At 48.2% G+C, this 17,808-nt stretch carries 19 protein-coding genes and 4 pseudogenes; 17 read left to right on the forward strand and 6 right to left on the reverse strand.

Going from position 1 to position 17,808, the window contains the following annotated elements; all coding sequences use genetic code 11:
• On the reverse strand, positions 1–618 hold a 618-nt coding region (locus C7N83_RS04905), incomplete at its 3' end, for an SDR family NAD(P)-dependent oxidoreductase (protein WP_106741051.1).
• Positions 619–725: 107 nt separating this feature from the next.
• Between C7N83_RS04905 and C7N83_RS04910 the strand changes: the two genes are divergently transcribed.
• From C7N83_RS04910 to C7N83_RS14205, 4 genes are all read left to right on the forward strand, one after another.
• Complete coding sequence (locus tag C7N83_RS04910; protein WP_106741053.1) at positions 726–1,181, forward strand: c-type cytochrome; 456 nt, start codon at positions 726–728, stop codon at positions 1,179–1,181.
• A gap of 42 nt (positions 1,182–1,223) precedes the next feature.
• Positions 1,224–2,312 (forward strand): hypothetical protein, encoded by a 1,089-nt coding sequence (locus C7N83_RS04915; protein WP_245911133.1) that lies wholly within the window; start codon positions 1,224–1,226, stop codon positions 2,310–2,312.
• Positions 2,313–2,320: 8 nt separating this feature from the next.
• The gene (locus C7N83_RS14200) at positions 2,321–2,647 is read left to right on the forward strand and encodes a hypothetical protein (RefSeq protein WP_146135096.1); all 327 of its coding nucleotides are present in this window, start codon (positions 2,321–2,323) and stop codon (positions 2,645–2,647) included.
• 150 nt (positions 2,648–2,797) lie between these two features.
• Entirely contained in the window at positions 2,798–3,127 is a 330-nt protein-coding gene (locus C7N83_RS14205) for a hypothetical protein (RefSeq protein WP_146135097.1), read from the forward strand.
• A 1,262-nt stretch (positions 3,128–4,389) separates the two neighbouring features.
• On the opposite strand, the gene C7N83_RS04930 is transcribed toward C7N83_RS14205, so the two are convergent.
• Positions 4,390–5,586: an acetate kinase gene (locus tag C7N83_RS04930; RefSeq protein ID WP_106741057.1), complete on the reverse strand. Its 1,197-nt coding sequence runs from the start codon at positions 5,584–5,586 to the stop codon at positions 4,390–4,392.
• Between the two features lie 331 nt (positions 5,587–5,917).
• Between C7N83_RS04930 and C7N83_RS04935 the strand changes: the two are divergent.
• The 9 genes and pseudogenes from C7N83_RS04935 to C7N83_RS04975 form a co-directional block, all read left to right on the forward strand.
• Positions 5,918–6,002 (forward strand): annotated as a pseudogene (locus C7N83_RS04935) (IS1595 family transposase); the annotation flags it as partial.
• A 228-nt stretch (positions 6,003–6,230) separates the two neighbouring features.
• Positions 6,231–6,321, forward strand: a pseudogene (locus C7N83_RS04940) (IS1595 family transposase); the annotation flags it as partial.
• Between the two features lie 49 nt (positions 6,322–6,370).
• Positions 6,371–6,688 (forward strand): HLGFF motif protein, encoded by a 318-nt coding sequence (locus tag C7N83_RS04945; protein ID WP_106741059.1) that lies wholly within the window; start codon positions 6,371–6,373, stop codon positions 6,686–6,688.
• Positions 6,688–6,882 carry a cbb3-type cytochrome oxidase assembly protein CcoS gene (gene ccoS / locus C7N83_RS04950; RefSeq protein WP_106741060.1) on the forward strand — a complete coding sequence of 65 codons (195 nt, stop codon included), beginning with the start codon at positions 6,688–6,690 and terminating at the stop codon, positions 6,880–6,882. The genes C7N83_RS04945 and ccoS overlap by 1 nt, the downstream gene beginning before the upstream one ends.
• Entirely contained in the window at positions 6,879–8,174 is a 1,296-nt protein-coding gene (locus C7N83_RS04955; protein ID WP_106741062.1) for an MFS transporter, read from the forward strand. Before ccoS ends, C7N83_RS04955 begins: the two co-directional genes overlap by 4 nt.
• Positions 8,175–8,432: 258 nt before the next feature.
• On the forward strand, positions 8,433–9,410 hold the full coding sequence (locus C7N83_RS04960; protein ID WP_106741063.1) for a DNA polymerase III subunit delta': 978 nt from the start codon (positions 8,433–8,435) through the stop codon (positions 9,408–9,410).
• Positions 9,411–9,419: 9 nt separating this feature from the next.
• Positions 9,420–9,770 (forward strand): PilZ domain-containing protein, encoded by a 351-nt coding sequence (locus C7N83_RS04965; RefSeq protein WP_106741065.1) that lies wholly within the window; start codon positions 9,420–9,422, stop codon positions 9,768–9,770.
• A gap of 17 nt (positions 9,771–9,787) precedes the next feature.
• A complete protein-coding gene (locus C7N83_RS04970; protein WP_106741066.1) occupies positions 9,788–10,564 on the forward strand; it encodes a TatD family hydrolase in 777 nt (258 codons plus the stop codon).
• 82 nt (positions 10,565–10,646) lie between these two features.
• On the forward strand, positions 10,647–10,886 hold the full coding sequence (locus C7N83_RS04975; protein ID WP_106741068.1) for a putative hemolysin: 240 nt from the start codon (positions 10,647–10,649) through the stop codon (positions 10,884–10,886).
• Positions 10,887–10,946: 60 nt separating this feature from the next.
• Here the strand turns inward: C7N83_RS04975 and lysM are convergent, their stop codons facing one another.
• Positions 10,947–11,423: a peptidoglycan-binding protein LysM gene (gene lysM / locus C7N83_RS04980; RefSeq protein ID WP_106741069.1), complete on the reverse strand. Its 477-nt coding sequence runs from the start codon at positions 11,421–11,423 to the stop codon at positions 10,947–10,949.
• 194 nt (positions 11,424–11,617) lie between these two features.
• Between lysM and C7N83_RS04985 the strand changes: the two genes are divergently transcribed.
• Complete coding sequence (locus C7N83_RS04985; protein WP_106741071.1) at positions 11,618–12,286, forward strand: sulfite exporter TauE/SafE family protein; 669 nt, start codon at positions 11,618–11,620, stop codon at positions 12,284–12,286.
• 58 nt (positions 12,287–12,344) lie between these two features.
• Here the strand turns inward: C7N83_RS04985 and C7N83_RS04990 are convergent.
• The 3 genes and pseudogenes from C7N83_RS04990 to xseA all read right to left on the reverse strand — a co-directional run bounded on the left by C7N83_RS04990 (position 12,345) and on the right by xseA (position 15,396).
• Positions 12,345–13,135, reverse strand: a pseudogene (locus tag C7N83_RS04990) (sulfite exporter TauE/SafE family protein).
• Positions 13,136–13,141: 6 nt separating this feature from the next.
• On the reverse strand, positions 13,142–13,894 hold the full coding sequence (pssA, locus tag C7N83_RS04995; protein WP_425437494.1) for a CDP-diacylglycerol--serine O-phosphatidyltransferase: 753 nt from the start codon (positions 13,892–13,894) through the stop codon (positions 13,142–13,144).
• Positions 13,895–14,040: 146 nt separating this feature from the next.
• Positions 14,041–15,396 carry an exodeoxyribonuclease VII large subunit gene (gene xseA / locus C7N83_RS05000; RefSeq protein ID WP_106741074.1) on the reverse strand — a complete coding sequence of 452 codons (1,356 nt, stop codon included), beginning with the start codon at positions 15,394–15,396 and terminating at the stop codon, positions 14,041–14,043.
• A gap of 296 nt (positions 15,397–15,692) precedes the next feature.
• Here xseA and C7N83_RS14600 point away from each other — a divergent pair.
• The 3 genes and pseudogenes from C7N83_RS14600 to lpxK all read left to right on the forward strand — a co-directional run.
• A pseudogene (locus C7N83_RS14600) lies at positions 15,693–15,914 on the forward strand (PIN domain-containing protein); the annotation flags it as partial.
• A gap of 333 nt (positions 15,915–16,247) precedes the next feature.
• Positions 16,248–16,697: a hypothetical protein gene (locus tag C7N83_RS05015; RefSeq protein WP_146135098.1), complete on the forward strand. Its 450-nt coding sequence runs from the start codon at positions 16,248–16,250 to the stop codon at positions 16,695–16,697.
• Between the two features lie 18 nt (positions 16,698–16,715).
• Positions 16,716–17,753: a tetraacyldisaccharide 4'-kinase gene (lpxK, locus tag C7N83_RS05020; protein ID WP_106741081.1), complete on the forward strand. Its 1,038-nt coding sequence runs from the start codon at positions 16,716–16,718 to the stop codon at positions 17,751–17,753.
• The last annotated feature ends 55 nt before the right edge of the window (positions 17,754–17,808 follow it).

The following is a 17,808-nucleotide window of genomic DNA, read 5'->3' on the forward strand; positions in this document are numbered from 1 at the left end:
AAACTGCACGTTTTTATACAAATCGGATACGCGTTCGTTATCGCCTTTAAAGCGCACATTGGAAAACTCAGTATCGCCGCACAAGCCCGGCTCGATGTTGGTCACGCGGATGTTTTTACCTGCCAAATCGGCACGCAGATTCAGGCTGAACTGGCGCACAAACGCCTTGGTCGCGCCGTAAACATTACCGCCCGGATAAGGGTAAGTGCCGGCAATCGAACCTAAATTTATGATGTAGCCCTGATTGCGTGCCACCATCTGCGGCAACACTTGACGCGTGAGAAAGGTCAGGCCGATGATGTTGGTTTGAATCATGGTTTCCCAATCGCCGAAATCGGCTTTATCGGCATTGTCCAAGCCTAAGGCCAAACCGGCGTTATTAATAAGGCAGTCGATTTCGCTGAAATTTTCCGGTAGGCTGTCGAGCGCGTTGCGGATGGATTCGGTTTTCGATACGTCCATTTCCAGAGCGTAAAACTGGCCGCCTAATTCATCGGCCAATGTCTGTAATTTATCCAAACGGCGCGCCGCACCGATGACATGGTATCCTGCTCCCACAAAACTGCGGCATATCGCCTCGCCGAATCCGGCCGAAGCACCAGTAATCAAAATCGCCATACTGTTTCCTTTCGTTTTTCACACGGTTTCAGGTATGATTGCATCATCTTATTTTTCAGACGGCCTCACCGCCTTTCATCAGAACAATCATACCACAAGGACATACCATGAAAATCAAAACCTCCCTGATTTTATCGGCCACCACCGCTTTCGCCCTTTCCGCTTGCGGCGGCGCACCTGCCGAACCGAAAGGCGCCATCTCGGAAGAGCGCACCGCCGCATTCAAATCGATGATGCCGGAATTCATGAGTATGGGCAAAATGGTGAAAGGCGAAGAAACATACGTTACCGATACTTTTAAAGCCAATGCCGTCAAATTTGCCGAAAGCAGCAAAAAGCCGTTCGAACACTTCCAATCCGATCCGCAAGGCAACGGCGATGCGCTGCCGGTGATTTGGGAAGATGAAGCCAAGTTCAAAGCCGAAGAAGAAAAATTCCATGCCGCCGTTGCCAAGCTCAACGAAGCCGCACAAGGCGGTAATCTGGAAACCGTCAAAGCCGCTTACGGCGAAGTGGGCGCAAGCTGCAAATCGTGTCATGATGTATATCGCAAGCCGAAATAAACGTTGATGAATGTGGGTAATCAAAATAGCTCAAGCAAAATCATGCTGAACGAAAATACTGCCATCGGTCTCGGTACATCAGCCGGTTTCGGTGAGGCGGACGATAGCCAAAACAGCATCACCCGCAGCGGCATCAATACGGCGAATATCCATATCCGTGATAACGCCGCGCAACAAGCGCTTTACGGCATAGATGGAAAAACAGCAGCAGAAGCGCTTTTCACCACCGTAAGTACGGAAGAGGCTGCCGTCCACAGCGGTGCACTGCAAAACCGTTTTGATCGCGATGCCGTACAAAAAGATCTTGATTTGCAAGTCGAAGTCAGCCGGGAATTTCGTGAAAACGCTTTCTCTGCTATCAACGCATACATCCTGCCGCGCCAAGCCGAACTACGCGACAAAATCAATCTGGCGCAAAGCAAAGAGGAAAAAGAAGCGCTTTATGAAGAGCTCTACACCCTGCAATATCAGAAGCGTTTGGCAGAAACAGTGGTGGGCGCAATATCCGGCTCGCCCGGTTCGGCACTCAGCCAAGGCGGGTTGCAACTGGCAGCCACGTGGATGCGCAAACAAACGTTGGATAATTCACGCCAATCGCCCGTAATCACCGACGGCACGACCACCGTCGGCAACGTCGAATACGACAGCGCTTACTTTGACGGGGTGAAACTTGGCGGGACGAGGGTGAATGTGGATATTATTTGCGGGATAAATATGGAGCGCTGTGTTAAACAATCAGACGACTCTTATTTTTATACAGGTGGGAAAGAAGAAAAAGATAGACACTTGGTGACTTTGGATGATGCTATTAATCCTGATAAAAATAATAGAGCCAGTGATTTGTACGGAGCAACCGGCGGCTTTCAATCAGAACAAGGACAATTTTTCGGGATACCTTACACAATAGGCAGTTTGTTTGATTTTGTCGTTGAGGGATACGCCGGAACGCATGATTTTTCAGGAGGACAAATATGGGGATTTTATGGCGATAAAGGTAATGCTACGCGAGACAACGGAAAACTGGCTGATATTGCTGCCGAAGTAATTACAGTTATTGCAATCCCTGTTGCTACACCGTTTGCATTATCGGATATCTTATCTTCCGATGCGCTTCAAGTACTATTCCGGTGAGACGTATAATGAAAAAAATAGTATTAAGCACATTATTCTGCCTGTCATTAGCAGCGTGCAATGGTTGTTTTTCTCCAATGCCGGTTGTTCCTTGTAATTCAGACCAACGCTCTGATGTCGATTCATATATTAAAGATGTAAGTCCCGAACAGCGAATGGCTGATATTAAATATTGTCTAGGTACAGACGCAGAACAAATCCCAGACAAACAGAATTATATTTTTGAACCTATACGAAAAAAATATAATGACTTCAATTATTCAAGAGAGGTGATAAGGAAATTTAATGAATGCATGACAGAAAGAAAAGGATATGTTTACAAGGAAGTATGGTAACAAAGGTAATGCCACACGCGAACCTTCTACTCCGGCAAAATATGCAGCAGAAGTAATTACCATTCTTGCCATTCCGTTTTCAACACCATCCTCACTATCGGATCTTTTATCCTCCGATATATTCCAAACAATCTATCATTGAGGCATAAAATGAAAAATATAATATTAGGCACGTTCTCCCTCGTATTATTATCTGCTTGTAACGGATGTTTTTCGCCAATACCAGTTATCCCTTGCATTAGCTATGCTCCTGATATTGAATTTTATAGTAAAGAAGGAGTTAGTTCGGAACAAAAAATGACGGACATAAAATATTGCCTTGGTGCAGATGCAGAGGACATACCCGACAAACATGGGAATATTTATGAACCTATTCGTAATAAATATAATCGGACTATAATAGGACATGAGAAAATTAAATCATATTCAGAATGTATGCGAGAAGAAAAAGGTTATATTTATAGAGAAATATCATGGTAGAGCAATTTGCATCTTAAAAGTAATAAACACAATGCCGTCCGCACGCCGTTAAGCAAAATCCGCAAGCAGCACGTGAAGGCAGGCTTTATGTGGTACTAAACAACCCGACCTACGGTGTGCCTTACTTATCATTTGACGCACGTGTTTGATTTATTACACCCTATTCAAGGGGCATTTTTAATCAACGTAAAGCCCTTTTAACTTAATGCCAAGTGAAGGGGGCTTTAATCATGTTTATTTTCTACACCCTCAATCCCGGGCCTGAATTACACCAATATACCCGAACCTGCCCCGAACCGTTTAATGTAGGTAACCTAAACCGAAGTAAAGAAAAAACACCCTGAAAAATCCGGGTGCGTATTCGCATCGTTAAAATGTTAATTAATGTAAATACTATTGATGGTGCAATACTCTATCTTTTTGGTGAATAAGAAAATTTGCTGCAAAGCAAACGAAAAAATTGCTTGATGATGGAATTGATTTTGCCATGAAAGCATGGTGATGGCTTATTGGTTAAATTATATAATTGAATCATGTATTTAACGATTTTTTAATAGGATGGGGCAGTTTGGTTGGTGAAATATTATTCGTTACTATATTTTTGGAAAAGGCTTTTCAAAGTGACAAATTCTGTCATGTGTCAAAAAAAGTAACATTGTGCCTGTCATGGGTAACAAAAAGATGACGAAAAAGGGCATATTGCCGGCGGAGTCGTCATCAATTCGACATCCGTTTTGAATGATTGATGAATATTTATATATTTTTTTATATATAAATTATTGAGTTATTAATTTATTTTAATAATTTTAAATTTTTGGCACAAAAGTTGCTAATTTGATTATTAAGAAACAAAACAGTACGCAGAAAAATGACGGCAACCTGTTGGGTTTCTTCATAAAAAACAAACATATTACGTGGAAGTAGTAAAACGGGAAACCGTTGCAACACTCAGCAATTAAATTGCGGGAAAACGTCATCACCATCTTCGGATGGTGGTGGCGCTATAGAATAAAAAAAGAAATACGAACCCTGCCAAATCACAACAATAACAGGATTTAAAAATCCGATTATCTCCCTAAAATGATTACGGAAAACGCAAAGGCCGTCTGAAAAGCTGGTGATGAAGCCTGTATCGCGCCGCTTGAAAGACGGCTTCTTTTTTTGTTATCGTAAAATCAGCTTTAAAGCAAACAAGCCCGATTACGCCGAATATAAAAACCCTGTTGATATCAACAGGGTTTTTTACATGGATAAATTACAAATTACAAACCGCTCAAACGTGCAGTATCGTGTGCAATCATCAATTCTTCGTTGGTCGGAATCACCACGGCAACGGCTTTGCTGTCGGCAGTGGTAATCACGCCGGCATTGCCGAAGCGTGCGGCCAAGTTGGCATCTTGATCTACGTTCAGACCCAAGAAGCCCAAGTAACCCAATACTTTGCTGCGAATCAACTCGGAGTTTTCGCCGATACCGCCAGTGAAGGCCAAGACGTCCAAACCGCCGGCAGCGACAGCCATGCTGCCGACGTATTTGGCCAAGCGGTAGCAGAAGACTTCCAAGGCCAATACGGCACCTGAATGGCCGTTGGCTGCTTCTTCTTCGATGGTTCGGCAGTCGCTCGACAATTCGGACAAGCCCAACAAGCCTGATTTTTTGTTCAACATGTCAGTCACTTGTGTGATGGTCATGTTGGCGTTTTCCGCCAAGAAACCGAATACGGCAGGGTCGATATCGCCTGAACGTGTCCCCATCACCAAGCCTTCCAATGGAGTCAAGCCCATGCTGGTGTCTTGGCATACGCCGTTGGCAATGGCAGCAATCGATGCGCCGTTACCCAAGTGGGCAATCACCATGCGCAAATCGTTTTTGTCTTTGCCCAAGAAGCGTGCGGCTTCGTCAGATACATAGCGGTAGCTGGTGCCGTGGAAACCGTAACGGCGCAGACCGTATTTGCTGTACAACTCGCGCGGTACGGCATACATGTAGGCGCGCTCCGGCATGGTTTGGTGGAACGCGGTGTCGAATACGGCCACATTCGGCAGGCCTTTGAAAATGTTTTGTGCGGCGTGCACGCCCAACAAGTTGGCAGGGTTGTGCAACGGAGCCAATGGGATGCATTTTTCGATGCCGGCAATTACGTCTTCGGTAATCAAAGTAGATTCGCTGTATTCTTCGCCGCCGCTGACAATGCGGTGGCCGATGGCGCCGATTTGGCTGTCAAAACCGTGTGATTTCAATTCTTCCATCAAGGCTTCAACCGCGCCGGTGTGGTTCGGGTTGACCGCTAATTCGACTTTGTGTTTTTCGCCGTTGAATTTGAAGGTGATGTAGGCATCCGGCAAACCCAGCTTTTCAGCCAGGCAGCTCAGCAACACGTCGCCGCTGTCGTTATCCAAAACAGCACCTTTTAACGATGAACTGCCGCAGTTTAAAACCAAAATCAATTTTTGAGACATCCGTAGACTCCTAAATGTTTTCAGAAGGCCTGTGGCAAGATTGCCGAAAAATCGTGGGGAAGCCGTCTGAAACAGGTTAATAAAAACATTCAAAGGCTAGTCTATTCGATATAAAAAGTCAATGCCGCAAGCTGATTATCTTGATGCGGTCCAGACTTGATTTGTCAAACGGGTAGCAGCGGTAAACTGTTTGCGGCAAAAAGATGCTAAGATAAGAAGCCGTCTGAAACAAACAGACAGCGGATGATTTGCCGTTAAGACGGCTTTTTATTTATTTTAAGGGGCTGTCCCAGATAACTGGGGAAATTCAAATTAAGTTAGAGCTATCCCTATGCATAAAAGCTGTCTAAGCCGGCACCAACAAAATAAACCCATTGAACTGTTTGTTGCAGGTGTAACAGCAAGAAAAACTGCTCAATTAGGGCGTGTCCTCATTTCATCATGCGGCTCTTTCCGGCAGAAAACCCGTCTGCTGCGTTGGAAATACACGCAAAGTGTCCGACCTTGCCGTGCCGGCCGGTTTTTCCGGCGCGGCGTGTCAAACCGCTTCCTTTGAGTATCGACCCGAATACCGCTTTTCTGCTCGAAAATCGGCGACACAGACGAAATGATCACACGCCCTGGACGTAAATGAATTTTGACATTTTCGCATGAACCACAGCACGCATTTTGCCGGACGACAAAACCACATTAACGCAATTGAGCACTTTGGGAACCAGGTAAAACGTAATTTATCCTGGTTATCTGGGACAGCCCCTTATTTTTTATTTTTAAAGATAAGACCATGCATTATTTCAGTATTCATACTCAAGAAGGTGGGTATTTGGGCTTTTTCATCATGCTGGCCGACAACGAATCCGAAGCACAGCCGCAAAGCGGGCGTTTTGCCATCAAGCTGCAAAGCGAACACGCGCCTGCCTGCCGAGCCGCTCTAAATGCTTTACAAGCTTGGCAGGACGCGGTCGAACCGCTGTTTTGGCGCGTAGAAAAAGACCGCGTCGAACTCTTTGCCGGGGAAGAAAATATCGGCACCATCCGCAACGAATACCTGACTTTGTCCGGCCAAATGCTGGTTTTAAACGATTTAACAGGAATGATGTAATGGAAAGTATGTTTATTTTGGTGCCGATCAGCATCATTTTGGCATTTGTCATCGGCTATTTTTTCTGGTGGTCGGGCAGGCACGGCCAGTTTGATGATTTGGAAGGACCGGCCCACCGCATTCTGATGGACGACGATTCCACTGACAAACTGCTTGAAAAAGAACAAGACCCAGCCAAAGATGAAGCCAAATGAGTGTAAAAAAAGACGATCTTGATTTCAAAATCAGCCGCCGTTTTGCACCTTTGTTCGGTACGCAGTTTCTCGGTGCGTTTAACGACAATATTTTCAAAACCACGCTGTTTGTAATGATCAGCTTTTACGGCCTGGGCAATAACGATTTGATTCCGGCCAGCCAAATGCTGAATTTGGGCGCGTTGCTGTTTATCTTGCCTTATTTCATGTTTTCCGCATTGTCCGGCCAATTGTGCAACCGCTTCGACAAAGCCGTGTTGGCGTGCCGGATTAAATTCTTGGAAATCATCGTCATGAGCGTGGCAGCCTACGGCTTTTACATTCAGTCGGCGCCGCTGTTGCTGTTTTGCCTGTTTTGTATGGGCGCCCAATCAACCTTGTTCGGTCCCTTGAAATACGCCATTTTGCCCGATTATCTGAACGATAAAGAATTACTGATGGGCAACAGTCTGATTGAATCGGGTACGTTTATCGCCATTTTGTTCGGCCAAATTTTGGGTACATCCTTGGCAGGCATTCCGCCGCACACCGTCGGCATGGTGGTAATGGTTGTCGCCGTCTGCGGCACCCTGAGCAGCTGGTTTATGCCGCCGGTTCCGGCCAAAGCGCCGGATACCGAAATCGAGCCCAACATCATCAAAGGTACGATGGATTTGATGCGCGAAACCGTGGTGCAAAAATCCGTGTTCACCGCGATTATCGGCATTTCATGGTTTTGGTTTGCCGGCTCGGTTTATACTACCCAATTGCCGACCTTTACCCAAATCCACCTTGGCGGCGATGATAATGTGTTTAACCTGATGCTTGCGCTGTTTTCCATCGGTATTGCCGCCGGCTCGGTTTTGTGCGCCAAACTCAGTCACGAACACTTGCGCTTAGGGCTGGTTACCGTCGGCACCGCTGGCCTGACCGTCAGCGGCTTATTGCTGGTGTGGCTCACACACGGGCAGCGGTTTTCCGGGCTTAACGGTATTTGGTGGTTTTTATCACAAACCAATGCTTATCCCGTGATGTTGGTGATGACTGCCATCGGCTGTTTCGGCGGCTTCTTTTCCGTGCCGCTTTACACATGGCTTCAGACGGCCTCCAGCGAAACCTTCCGCGCGCATGCCGTGGCCGCGAATAATATTGTCAACGGCATTTTTATGGTCACCGCCGCCATACTCAGCGCCGTGTTGCTGATGCTGTTTGAAAGCATTACTTTGCTGTATCTGATTGTGGCCTTGGGTAATGTGTTGCTGATGATTTATCTGATTAAACGCGAACCCCGTTTTCTTTTGAAAAAGAAATAACCGAAGGCCGTCTGAAACATTCAGACGGCCTTCGGTTATCCGGTGCTGTGTTTATGCCGGATTTTTTGTAAAATCATGCTGTCATTACCGGTTCGCAGCCCGATGGTAACGGATACCGTTTTGTCGGTTTTGGCTGAATTGTGCAAAAGTCTTCAATGCCGTCTGAACATCTTGTAATAATCAACTTTTTTCAGACGGCCTTAACCGTTTGTCTGTATAATAAGCCTTTATTCTCCCCCCCCCCTGATTTTCAAGCGCATGATTTATCCGTGGCACCAGCAAAAATGGCAGCAGCTTGCTGCATATTGGCAAAACCAGCCCAATGCCTGGTTGTTTGCCGGCAAGGAAAATACCGGTAAAACCGCCTTCGCGCGTTATGTGGCGCAGGCGTTGCTGTGTGAAAGGCCGTCTGAACACCATCGGCCGTGCGGCGAATGTGCTTCGTGTCATTTGTTTTCGCAAAGCAGCCATCCCGATTTTTACGAACTCGTGCCCGAAATACCGCAAGACGGCAGCGTCGGGCGCAAATTGTTGCAGATTAAAATTGATGCCGTGCGCGCTATTGTCGAGAATATTTATCTCACAGCGGTGCGCGGCGGGCGGCGTGTGGTGCTGGTGCATCCGGCTGAAAGCATGAATCTTCAGGCCGCCAACGGTTTGCTCAAAGTATTGGAAGAGCCGCCGCAGCATGTGGTTTTCCTGCTGGTAACGCACGCACGCGACAAGCTGTTGCCGACGATTAAAAGCCGTTGCCGTCAAATGGTGTTGCCCGCGCCGGGCCGCGACGAAGCCTTGGCTTATCTGCAAGGGCAGGGCGTGGACAATGCCGCATCTTTACTCGCCTTTCACAGTGGCGCGCCTTTGTTTGATATCACGCCCGAATTGGACGATTTGCGTAAAGACTTGCTCAATATACTGGCCGTACCGCGATTATTGGCGATGTTGGATTATGCGGCGGCATTCGACAAGCAAAATCAGCCGTTGGCCATTGTAACCGACTGGCTGCAAAAATGGCTGATTGACGTCGGCTTGGCGCAGCAAAACATGTCACCGCTTTACTATCCTGATTTTTTGGCGCAATCGGCGCGAGTCGCCGCTAAAACCGAACCGCATCGATTATTTGCACTCACAAGCCGTCTGAACCGACTCAGCCCTTACGGGCATCATACTTTGAGTGTTAAAATGCAGCTTGAATACCTCCTGATTGAATATCTTAATTTTTGGCAAAATAAATAAGGTCACCCAATGAGCAATAAAGAAATTCCAGCCAAGATGATGGCTTTGAAATTAAAAGAAAAAAATACCCTTTACAACTGCTATATGCCGTTTTTCGAACACGGCGGCTTGTTTGTGCCGACCGATGACGTGTTTTCGCTGGGCGAAGATATTTTACTGGCGGTGGAAATCGCCGATCAACCCAAGCTTTATTTACCTACCAAAGTGGCTTGGATTAATCCGGCGCGAACCTCGGCCAACCGCCCCAAAGGCATCGGCTTGGCATTTTCATCACATGAAAATTGTCTGCAAACCAAAACCGTTATCGAAGCCGAACTGGGCAACGCATTGCGCAGCGACCGCGCCACCTTTACCCTTTAATTGCAACCTTTGATTTTATGCAACTGATTGATTCACATTGCCATCTGAATTTTGAAGGCCTGAGCGGACGCCTGCCGGAAGTGTTGGCCAATATGGCCGGGCAAGACGTCAGGCAAGCCTTGGCCATCAGCGTAAGCAAACCAAGTTTTGAAGAAGTGTTTGCCATTGCCCAAGCATATGAGCAGATTTTCTGCACCATCGGCGTGCATCCCGACAGCGAAGAAGCGGAAGAATTTACGGTGGCCGAAATGGTGGTGCGGGCACAACATCCGAAAGTGGTCGGTATTGGCGAAACCGGCTTGGATTATCATTGGTGTAAAGGCGGTTTGGCTTGGCAGCATCAGCGGTTTGCCGACCATATCCGAGCGGCCAACGAAACTTCTCTGCCGGTGATTGTGCACACCCGCGCTGCCGGGGAAGACACGCTGTGCATTTTAAAAGAATGCCAAACCAATTCCGGCGTGATTCATTGCTTTACTGAAGACATGGCCTTTGCTAAAAAGGCATTGGATTTGGGGCTGTATATTTCGTTTTCCGGGATTGTGACCTTTAAAAACGCGCTGCAGATTCAGGAAGCAGCGAAATATGTGCCGAAAGACCGCATGCTGGTAGAAACCGACGCACCGTTTCTTGCCCCTGTGCCTAAACGCGGCAAGCGCAACGAACCTGCTTATGTACGTCATACCGCCGAATTTATCGCCCGATTGCGTGGTGAAACGGTAGAAAAAGTGGCTGCCTATACCACGGCAAATTTCTATCGCTTATTTCCAAAAGTACCCCGCTGGGCGGAATAAGGCCGTCTGAAATAAACGGCCCGGATAAAATATACGGATAACGCTTTTTCAGACGGCCTGTCTGATGATTGAAAGGAAAGCAATGTTGAAAATTTTTATGATGGCAGCGATGGCCGCTGCTGCTTTGACTGCCTGTACCCAAAATGCCCAGCCCAAACCATTTATGAAAGGTATGGCCAACCCGGCTTCTGAGTTTTGTGTGAAGCAGGGCGGTAAATCAGTTATCAGAAAAGATGCCCGAGGCGGTGAATATGGCGAGTGCCATTTACCGGACGGTACGGTGGCGGAAGAATGGGCATATTTCCGCCGCTATAATCAATAAGGGTCAAACAAAGGCCGTCTGAAAGAACTTTCAGACGGCCTTTATCATGAAATCAATCCATTAGGCAGGAATGCGCAATTTTTGACCTACGTAGATTTTGTCAGGGTGGCTCAACATCGGCTTGTTGGCTTCAAAGATTTTCATGTATTGGTTGGCATCGCCGTAGTATTTTTTCGCGATGGCAGACAAAGTATCGCCACTTACCACGTCATGATATTGCGCTGCCGCTTCGCCAGGGAATTGCAGGTTGTTGTCGACATCAGAAACACCGGTTACGTTACCTGCCGCCAAAACCGCTTTTTCGGCTGCTTCTTGTGAAGGGGCGGAGCCGTTCAAGGTTACTTTGCCGGTGGCACCGTCGAAGGCTACTGCCAAGCCGGTTAATCCCAAGTTTTGTTTCTCGATATAAGTTTGGATGGCTGCCGCTGCTTTGGTGTTCAAATCATCCGCGTTGGCTGCGGCCTGTGCCGCTACTTCGGTTTCGTCTTTACCGAACAGTTTTTCGCCTGCGTTTTTAATAAAACTGAACAAACCCATAAATCCACTCCTTTAAATGTGTTTTGTAAACGTGTTTTGAAAAAAATCCGGTCAATCCGGATAGGTCAATAATCATATGAAACGTGCTGAAATACAAGCAGGCAAGGGTTGTATTACCTTGTTTTACAAATGCAGGCAGCCGCTCTGTATTATTGCTACAATAACAATCTGAAACTTTACCGATAACCCCGACCATGTACGACGAAATCACTTTCCTAACCCTTTTTTTGCTCGGCTTTTTCGGCGGTGGCCATTGTGGGGGTATGTGCGGTGGCTTGAGCAGTGCGTTTGTGTTGCAGCTGCCGCCGAATCTGAATCGGGCAGGGCTGATTATTCTGTTGAACTTGGGGCGCGTGAGCAGCTATGTGCTGATTGGTTTGATTTTGGGTTGGGTCGGTCAAATCGGGATTTTGCTGGATGAAACGCGTTGGCTGCAAAATATTTTATATGTGGCGGCGAATGTATTGCTGCTGTTGCTGGGGCTTTATTTGGCAGGTCTGTCCGGCATGGCGGTCAAAATCGAAAGGATGGGGCGGCCGGTATGGAAACGTTTGAACCCATGGCTGAACAAGCTCTTGCCCATCCGTTCGATTCCGGCTTGTTTCGCTGTGGGCATGTTGTGGGGCTGGTTGCCTTGCGGCTTGGTGTACAGCGCGTCTCTGTATGCTTTGGGCAGCGGCGGCGCGTGGCATGGCGGCCTGTATATGTTGGCTTTTGCGCTGGGAACGTTGCCGAATTTGCTGGCAATGGGCTTTTTTGCTGCGCAGTTGAAAGCTTTCCTGCAAAACCGTACTGTACGTTTAGTGGCTGGTTTGCTGGTGGCTGCGTGGGCGGTGTGGCGTTTGGCGGTATTTTTTATGTGAGGTTAGTCATTTATTATAAAAGGCCGTCTGAAACATTTTGTTTCAGACGGCCTTTTAATTACCATAATTTCCACAGCATACGCAGCGCAACCAACAGCAGCAATATGCCGAAAATCTTTTTCAATTTGTCGGCAGGCAGCCTGTGGGCGAGTTTCACGCCCAACGGTGCAAACAGCATGGTGGCAATGCTCAACACCAATACTGAGGGCAGATAGACAAAGCCAGTGGGCCTTCGGGCAAACGGTTAATCTGCCAGCCAGCTGCCAAATAACCTATCGTACCTGCCGCGGCAACCGGCCATGCCAGACCGCTGGAGGTGCCGATAGCACGGTGTGCGGGCATATTGCAATACATTAAAAACGGAACTGACAGCGAACCGCCGCCCACTCCGGCCCAACTTGATGCCGTGCCGAAAATCATGCCCACGCCGCTGAGTCTAGGTGGCTCGAAGGCACGGTTTTGCTGTTCATCAGCATACGCAACGCAATCAGTGTGATGAATACGATAAAGAATATTTGCAGTCCGTAAGTAGGGATAAATTTGGCTGAAGCTGCGCCGATGAATACGCCGCCAATCATACAGGGCGATATTTTGCAAACCGTCGGCCAGTCGATAGAGCATTTTTTGTGTTACACATACATGCTGGATAAGGTGGTGAACACCATCACTGCAAACGATGAACTGATGGCCGAATGCTGGGTGTTAAGGGTGTTCGTCGTATTGCAGGTGCAATACCCACAAAACAATCGGCACGATAATCGTGCCGCCGCCGACGCCAAACAGACCGGCCAAAAAACCGGCCGCGCTGCCACCGGCCGGTAGTGCGAGAATCACATCAAGACTGTTCATGGGGATTTAAACGGTTTTGTGGCGGCGTTTGCGCAACCAACGGCGCGCCGCTACAAGATAGCCCGACAGGCTGTAGCCGAAGAAGAATAAGAATAAAACCAGCGACGGCTCCCAGGTTACCAGCAGCAAAACCAACACGGCTGACACCATGCCCATAAACGGCACTTTGCGGCGGATATTGATTTCTTTGAAGCTCCAAAACGGAATCTGCGCAATCATCGACAAACCGGCAAACAGAGTAATGCCCAGCGCCCACCAATGCACGCCGGGGAAACGTTCGACGCTGTGGTTCACCCAAATCAGGCCGACAATCAGCGCGGCGGCGGTCGGACTCGGAATGCCGATAAACCAGCGTTTATCCACTTTGCCGATTAAGGTGTTGAACAAAGCCAGACGTAAGGCTGCGCAGGCGCAATAGATAAATGCCACCGAATAACCGATTTTTCCGAATTGCCAAAGTTGCCATTTATAGGCAATTAAGGCAGGCGCCACGCCGAAGCTGACCATGTCGGCCAAGCTGTCAAGCTGCTCGCCGAACGTGCTTTGGGAGTTGGTCAGGCGGGCAACGCGACCGTCCATACCATCAAGCAGCATGGCGATAAACACCGCAATCGCTGCCGTTTCGTAATGGCCGTGCATGGCCTGGGTAATGGCGTAAAATGCGGAAAAGAGCGCCGCAATCGTAAACGAATTGGGCAATAGGTAAATGCTGTTCTGACGTAAAGACGCGCGGGGCGGAACCGGGTCGGGGTTTTCCATGTTTTCCATATTTTTCCGTAAGAATGCATGTTATTGAATGTAGGGATACCTTATACCGTTTCTCAAATGATGGCAACTCTCGGTATGGTCGGGCAACAGAGATTTTCGTATTTTGGCCGGCGCCAATCGTTGGTTTTGCCCCAGCTTCAGGCAGAATCGAACAAATCGGGCTGCGCCGTTTCGCCAGTGACGCGCACATCGGTTTCACCGTCGGCAAACACAATATGTAGTTTCTGCCCCCGCTCCAAGCCTGCCGCGCTGTTTACGATCTGACCGCGGCTGTTTTTCACTACCGAGAAACCGCGTGCCAAAATATGCTGAGGCGACACTGCTTCCAACAGTGCGGATTGTTTTTCCAAGGTTTGGCGGCGTTGTTGCAGTAAAATCGCAAACGATTGTGCCAAGCCCGCCTGAAACTGCGCCACATCGCGTTTCGGCTGCGAAATATCAGGGCGCAAGTGGCGCAAAGCTTGTGTTTGGCGCGACAGCTGTTGCGCATTGAAGCGGTGGTTTTGCTGCACGGCAAAGCGCAAATGCTGCGCCAAATCCTGCATCTGAAGCCGCTGCTCGTTTAGTTTTTGGCGCGGATGGCGGATTTGACGCGCCAGCCAGTCAATCTTTTGGCTCGCATCGTAATAACGCTGCTGTAGCGCCGCTTTCAGACGGCCTTGCGCCTGCGCCAGTTTGTGCAGCGATTCCAAACGGTTGGGGCTGACCAATTCCGCTGCACCGGTCGGGGTGGGTGCACGTACGTCGGCAACAAAATCCACCAGCGTGAAATCTGTTTCGTGACCCACGCCGCTGACTACCGGAATCGCGCATTGTCCAACCGCACGTACCACCTGCTCTTCGTTAAACGACCACAAATCTTCAATACTGCCGCCACCGCGGCACACAATCAATACATCGCATTCCGCCCGGGTCGAGGCCGTCTGAATTGCTTGTACAATCTGCAATTCACTGCCTGCTCCTTGTACCGCAGTCGGGTAAATAATTACCGGAATTTCCGGTGCACGGCGTTTCAGCGTCGATACCACATCACGCAATGCCGCCGCGGCTAAGCTGGTGACAATGCCGATGGTTTGAGGATAGGCGGGCAGAGGCTTTTTCCGTTCCAAATCGAACATGCCTTCAAGCTGCAATTTCGCTTTCAGCTTTTCATAAGCCTCATACAAACACCCCAAACCGACCATGCGCACTTCGTTGACCGTAATCTGAAATTCGCCGCGTGCTTCGTAAATGCTTATTTTGCCGCTAACCTCGATATGGCTGCCTTCTTTTAAGGGCTGGCTTAAACGCGAAGCCGAACCTTTAAACATCGCACAACGTACCTGCGCGCGGCTGTCTTTCAGCGAAAAATAATAATGTCCGCTTGCCGCCCGTGTGAGATTCGACACCTCGCCTGCAATCCACAGGCCGGAAAGGTGGTCTTCCAGCAGGTTTTTCGCCAAGAAGTTGAGTTCGGAGACGGACAGGGAAGCAGAGGTGAATAAGTCGGACATGGTTTGGAGAAAGGGAAGGATTGGCAAGAATGGGGATTATAAAGCTTTTCAGACGGCCTTTGTGGGATAGGCATTCAATGATATAGTAGTGAGTACTAAAACATAAAAAATACTCACTAAAAATGAAACACATTCTGATTGATTTTGGAAGCATCCGGCCCGAAGCGGTGCAATTAAACTAAACAGTTTAGACGATGAAAGCTGCCATATTTGGCTGTTTTGGGGAAGTTGCAGCAGAAAACTTTATCGGTAGAATTGTGCGAAGCCTTGTGCCGCTTTGGTAAAACGTTCATTTCGTACGCGTGGCCAAAACCGGCAGAAACACGCTGGATTTTTATCTGGCCTATTATTTGGGAAAAATTATCGAGCAGGATAACGGAGCCCTGATTTGCATTTTGTCGCGTGATGGCGGATTCGATGTGTTGGTCGGGTATTTGGAAGATGCCGGCCACTGTAAAGGCATAGTACGCTTGGCGGTGTTGGAAGATGTGCGTAGAGATGAGGCTGAAGTGTCGTAAGAAGGGTTGAAGGAGGGTAGGCCGTCTGAGAAAGGTTGAAGAATCGGCCGGGCAACAGCCGATTATTGAAGCCCATAAAAACGCTTCTTTTATCGGATAATGTACGAAAAAAGTGTTTTTAGAACCGATTCAGCCTGAAGCGTTCAAGCCCAGTGTTATCAGCAATCTGCACGCGCGCTTGCGCACGGTTTTGGCTGAAGATATGAGACTGTTTAACGATGGAGAACAGGCAGTAACGGTTTCTTTGATGGTGCAGAAATTAAAGGATAAACAGTTCATTACCCAAAATGCGGTACTAATTTTGTAGAATATCATCTGAGCAGCGGTGATATTTTGGAAAAAGTAACGCAAAGGCTGATTCAGTCGAAAGTGAAGAGTGTTGAAGGTGCGAGAAATGTCTTGGTTAATCAGGCAAAAATTTTGTTTGCAAAAATTTTGTTTTTAGATATTGATGAGAAAACCATTGATGACATCTTAAAATATTGCCAACGTGAAGGAATGCTGCGAATCACGAATCAGAAAATTGAATATCCTCCGTTTCTGCTAACGGTTGCTATTCCACCGCAAACCGTGATTGCCAGCAAAGAAGAATACGTAAAAATCATGCGGGCGGTAACGACGTTTTTCAATAAATGTGCGAAAAACAAACTGCAAACTGTAAAAACTCTAAGCAATTCCTTCAAATCCGCTTTAAAATTAAACGGCAAGCAAACCGAAAAACTGATTCAGGGTTTAATTGGGAAAAAGAAATTACCGTTAGCGATACAGGTAAATGACTTATAAAAAATAAAGGCCGTCTGAATGCCCAAATTCCACCAAATCATCGAACAGCATTGGCAGCACCCGAAGCCGTGGCTCACGTTTTTTCTGAAACCGTTTTCCTGCGTGTTTGCGCGGATTGCAGCCAAGCGGCGGCGTGATTTTTTGGCAGGGCGCACAAAAAGCGAAAAATTGCCCGTGCCAGTAGTTGTGGTGGGCAATATCCATGCGGGCGGCGCGGGTAAAACGCCGATTGTGTCCGCGCTGGTGTCGGGTTTGCAGCAGCGCGGTGTGAACGTGGGCATCATCAGCCGCGGTTACGGTCGGGCCGAAAAAGGCGTGCATGTGTTAAACCCAAGCACTACTGCCGCCCAAGCAGGTGACGAGCCTTTATTGTTGTACCGCCAAACCGGTGCGCCGGTGGCGGTGGGCAGCAGTCGGGCACAAGCGGGACAGGCGTTGCTGGCGGCTTATCCCGATGTGCAAATGATTGTTGCCGATGACGGTTTGCAACACTATGCCTTACAGCGTAATGTTGAAATCGTGGTCTTTCCGTTGGCCGATACCGTGCGCGATGATTTGGATTTGCTGCCCAACGGCTGCCTGCGCGAACCTTTATCACGCTTGGCTTCTGTGGATGCGGTGGTGGTCGGCGGCGGCAGTCATCCGTCATTCCGTCCGTCTGGAAATATGTTCGCCAGCCGGGTTGAACCCGGCAGCATTTACCGTTTGAGCCAACCAGATGAAAAATTGGATTTAGGCTGTCTGAAAAACTGCCGCACTGCGGCTGCCGCAGGCATTGCCAAGCCCGAACGCTTTTTTGATTCTTTACGTAGGTTGGGCGTTGGATTGGATGAAAAGCTGGTGTTGCCCGACCATGCCGACATCACGCCGCAGGATTTGCCGGCAGCCGATTTTGTGTTTGTCACCGAAAAAGACGCGGTGAAACTTTCAGACGGCCCGGATGCTGATGCTTTAAATCATGTGTGGGTCTTGCCTATTTGTGCGATAATCGAGCCTGATTTAGCTAATTTTGTATTAGGCCGCCTGAATATCGAATCGCAACGCGAAACGGTTTGATTAAGATTGAAACAAACCTTTCAGACGGCCGCCAACCACTTTCCCGAAGAAAGCC

It is taken from the genome of Neisseria iguanae, from assembly GCF_003013245.1.
Lineage (GTDB): Bacteria > Pseudomonadota > Gammaproteobacteria > Burkholderiales > Neisseriaceae > Neisseria > Neisseria iguanae.

Bases quoted from the DNA above. Each gene is read 5' to 3' on its own strand.
- C7N83_RS04910 (WP_106741053.1), top strand. From the start codon at position 726: ATGAAAATCAAAACCTCCCTGATTTTATCGGCCACCACCGCTTTCGCC.
- C7N83_RS04915 (WP_245911133.1), top strand. From the start codon at position 1,224: ATGCTGAACGAAAATACTGCCATCGGTCTCGGTACATCAGCCGGTTTC.
- C7N83_RS14200 (WP_146135096.1), top strand. From the start codon at position 2,321: ATGAAAAAAATAGTATTAAGCACATTATTCTGCCTGTCATTAGCAGCG.
- C7N83_RS14205 (WP_146135097.1), top strand. From the start codon at position 2,798: ATGAAAAATATAATATTAGGCACGTTCTCCCTCGTATTATTATCTGCT.
- C7N83_RS04930 (WP_106741057.1), bottom strand. From the start codon at position 5,586: ATGTCTCAAAAATTGATTTTGGTTTTAAACTGCGGCAGTTCATCGTTA.
- C7N83_RS04945 (WP_106741059.1), top strand. From the start codon at position 6,371: ATGCATTATTTCAGTATTCATACTCAAGAAGGTGGGTATTTGGGCTTT.
- ccoS (WP_106741060.1), top strand. From the start codon at position 6,688: ATGGAAAGTATGTTTATTTTGGTGCCGATCAGCATCATTTTGGCATTT.
- C7N83_RS04955 (WP_106741062.1), top strand. From the start codon at position 6,879: ATGAGTGTAAAAAAAGACGATCTTGATTTCAAAATCAGCCGCCGTTTT.
- C7N83_RS04960 (WP_106741063.1), top strand. From the start codon at position 8,433: ATGATTTATCCGTGGCACCAGCAAAAATGGCAGCAGCTTGCTGCATAT.
- C7N83_RS04965 (WP_106741065.1), top strand. From the start codon at position 9,420: ATGAGCAATAAAGAAATTCCAGCCAAGATGATGGCTTTGAAATTAAAA.
- C7N83_RS04970 (WP_106741066.1), top strand. From the start codon at position 9,788: ATGCAACTGATTGATTCACATTGCCATCTGAATTTTGAAGGCCTGAGC.
- C7N83_RS04975 (WP_106741068.1), top strand. From the start codon at position 10,647: ATGTTGAAAATTTTTATGATGGCAGCGATGGCCGCTGCTGCTTTGACT.
- lysM (WP_106741069.1), bottom strand. From the start codon at position 11,423: ATGGGTTTGTTCAGTTTTATTAAAAACGCAGGCGAAAAACTGTTCGGT.
- C7N83_RS04985 (WP_106741071.1), top strand. From the start codon at position 11,618: ATGTACGACGAAATCACTTTCCTAACCCTTTTTTTGCTCGGCTTTTTC.
- pssA (WP_425437494.1), bottom strand. From the start codon at position 13,894: ATGGAAAACCCCGACCCGGTTCCGCCCCGCGCGTCTTTACGTCAGAAC.
- xseA (WP_106741074.1), bottom strand. From the start codon at position 15,396: ATGTCCGACTTATTCACCTCTGCTTCCCTGTCCGTCTCCGAACTCAAC.
- lpxK (WP_106741081.1), top strand. From the start codon at position 16,716: ATGCCCAAATTCCACCAAATCATCGAACAGCATTGGCAGCACCCGAAG.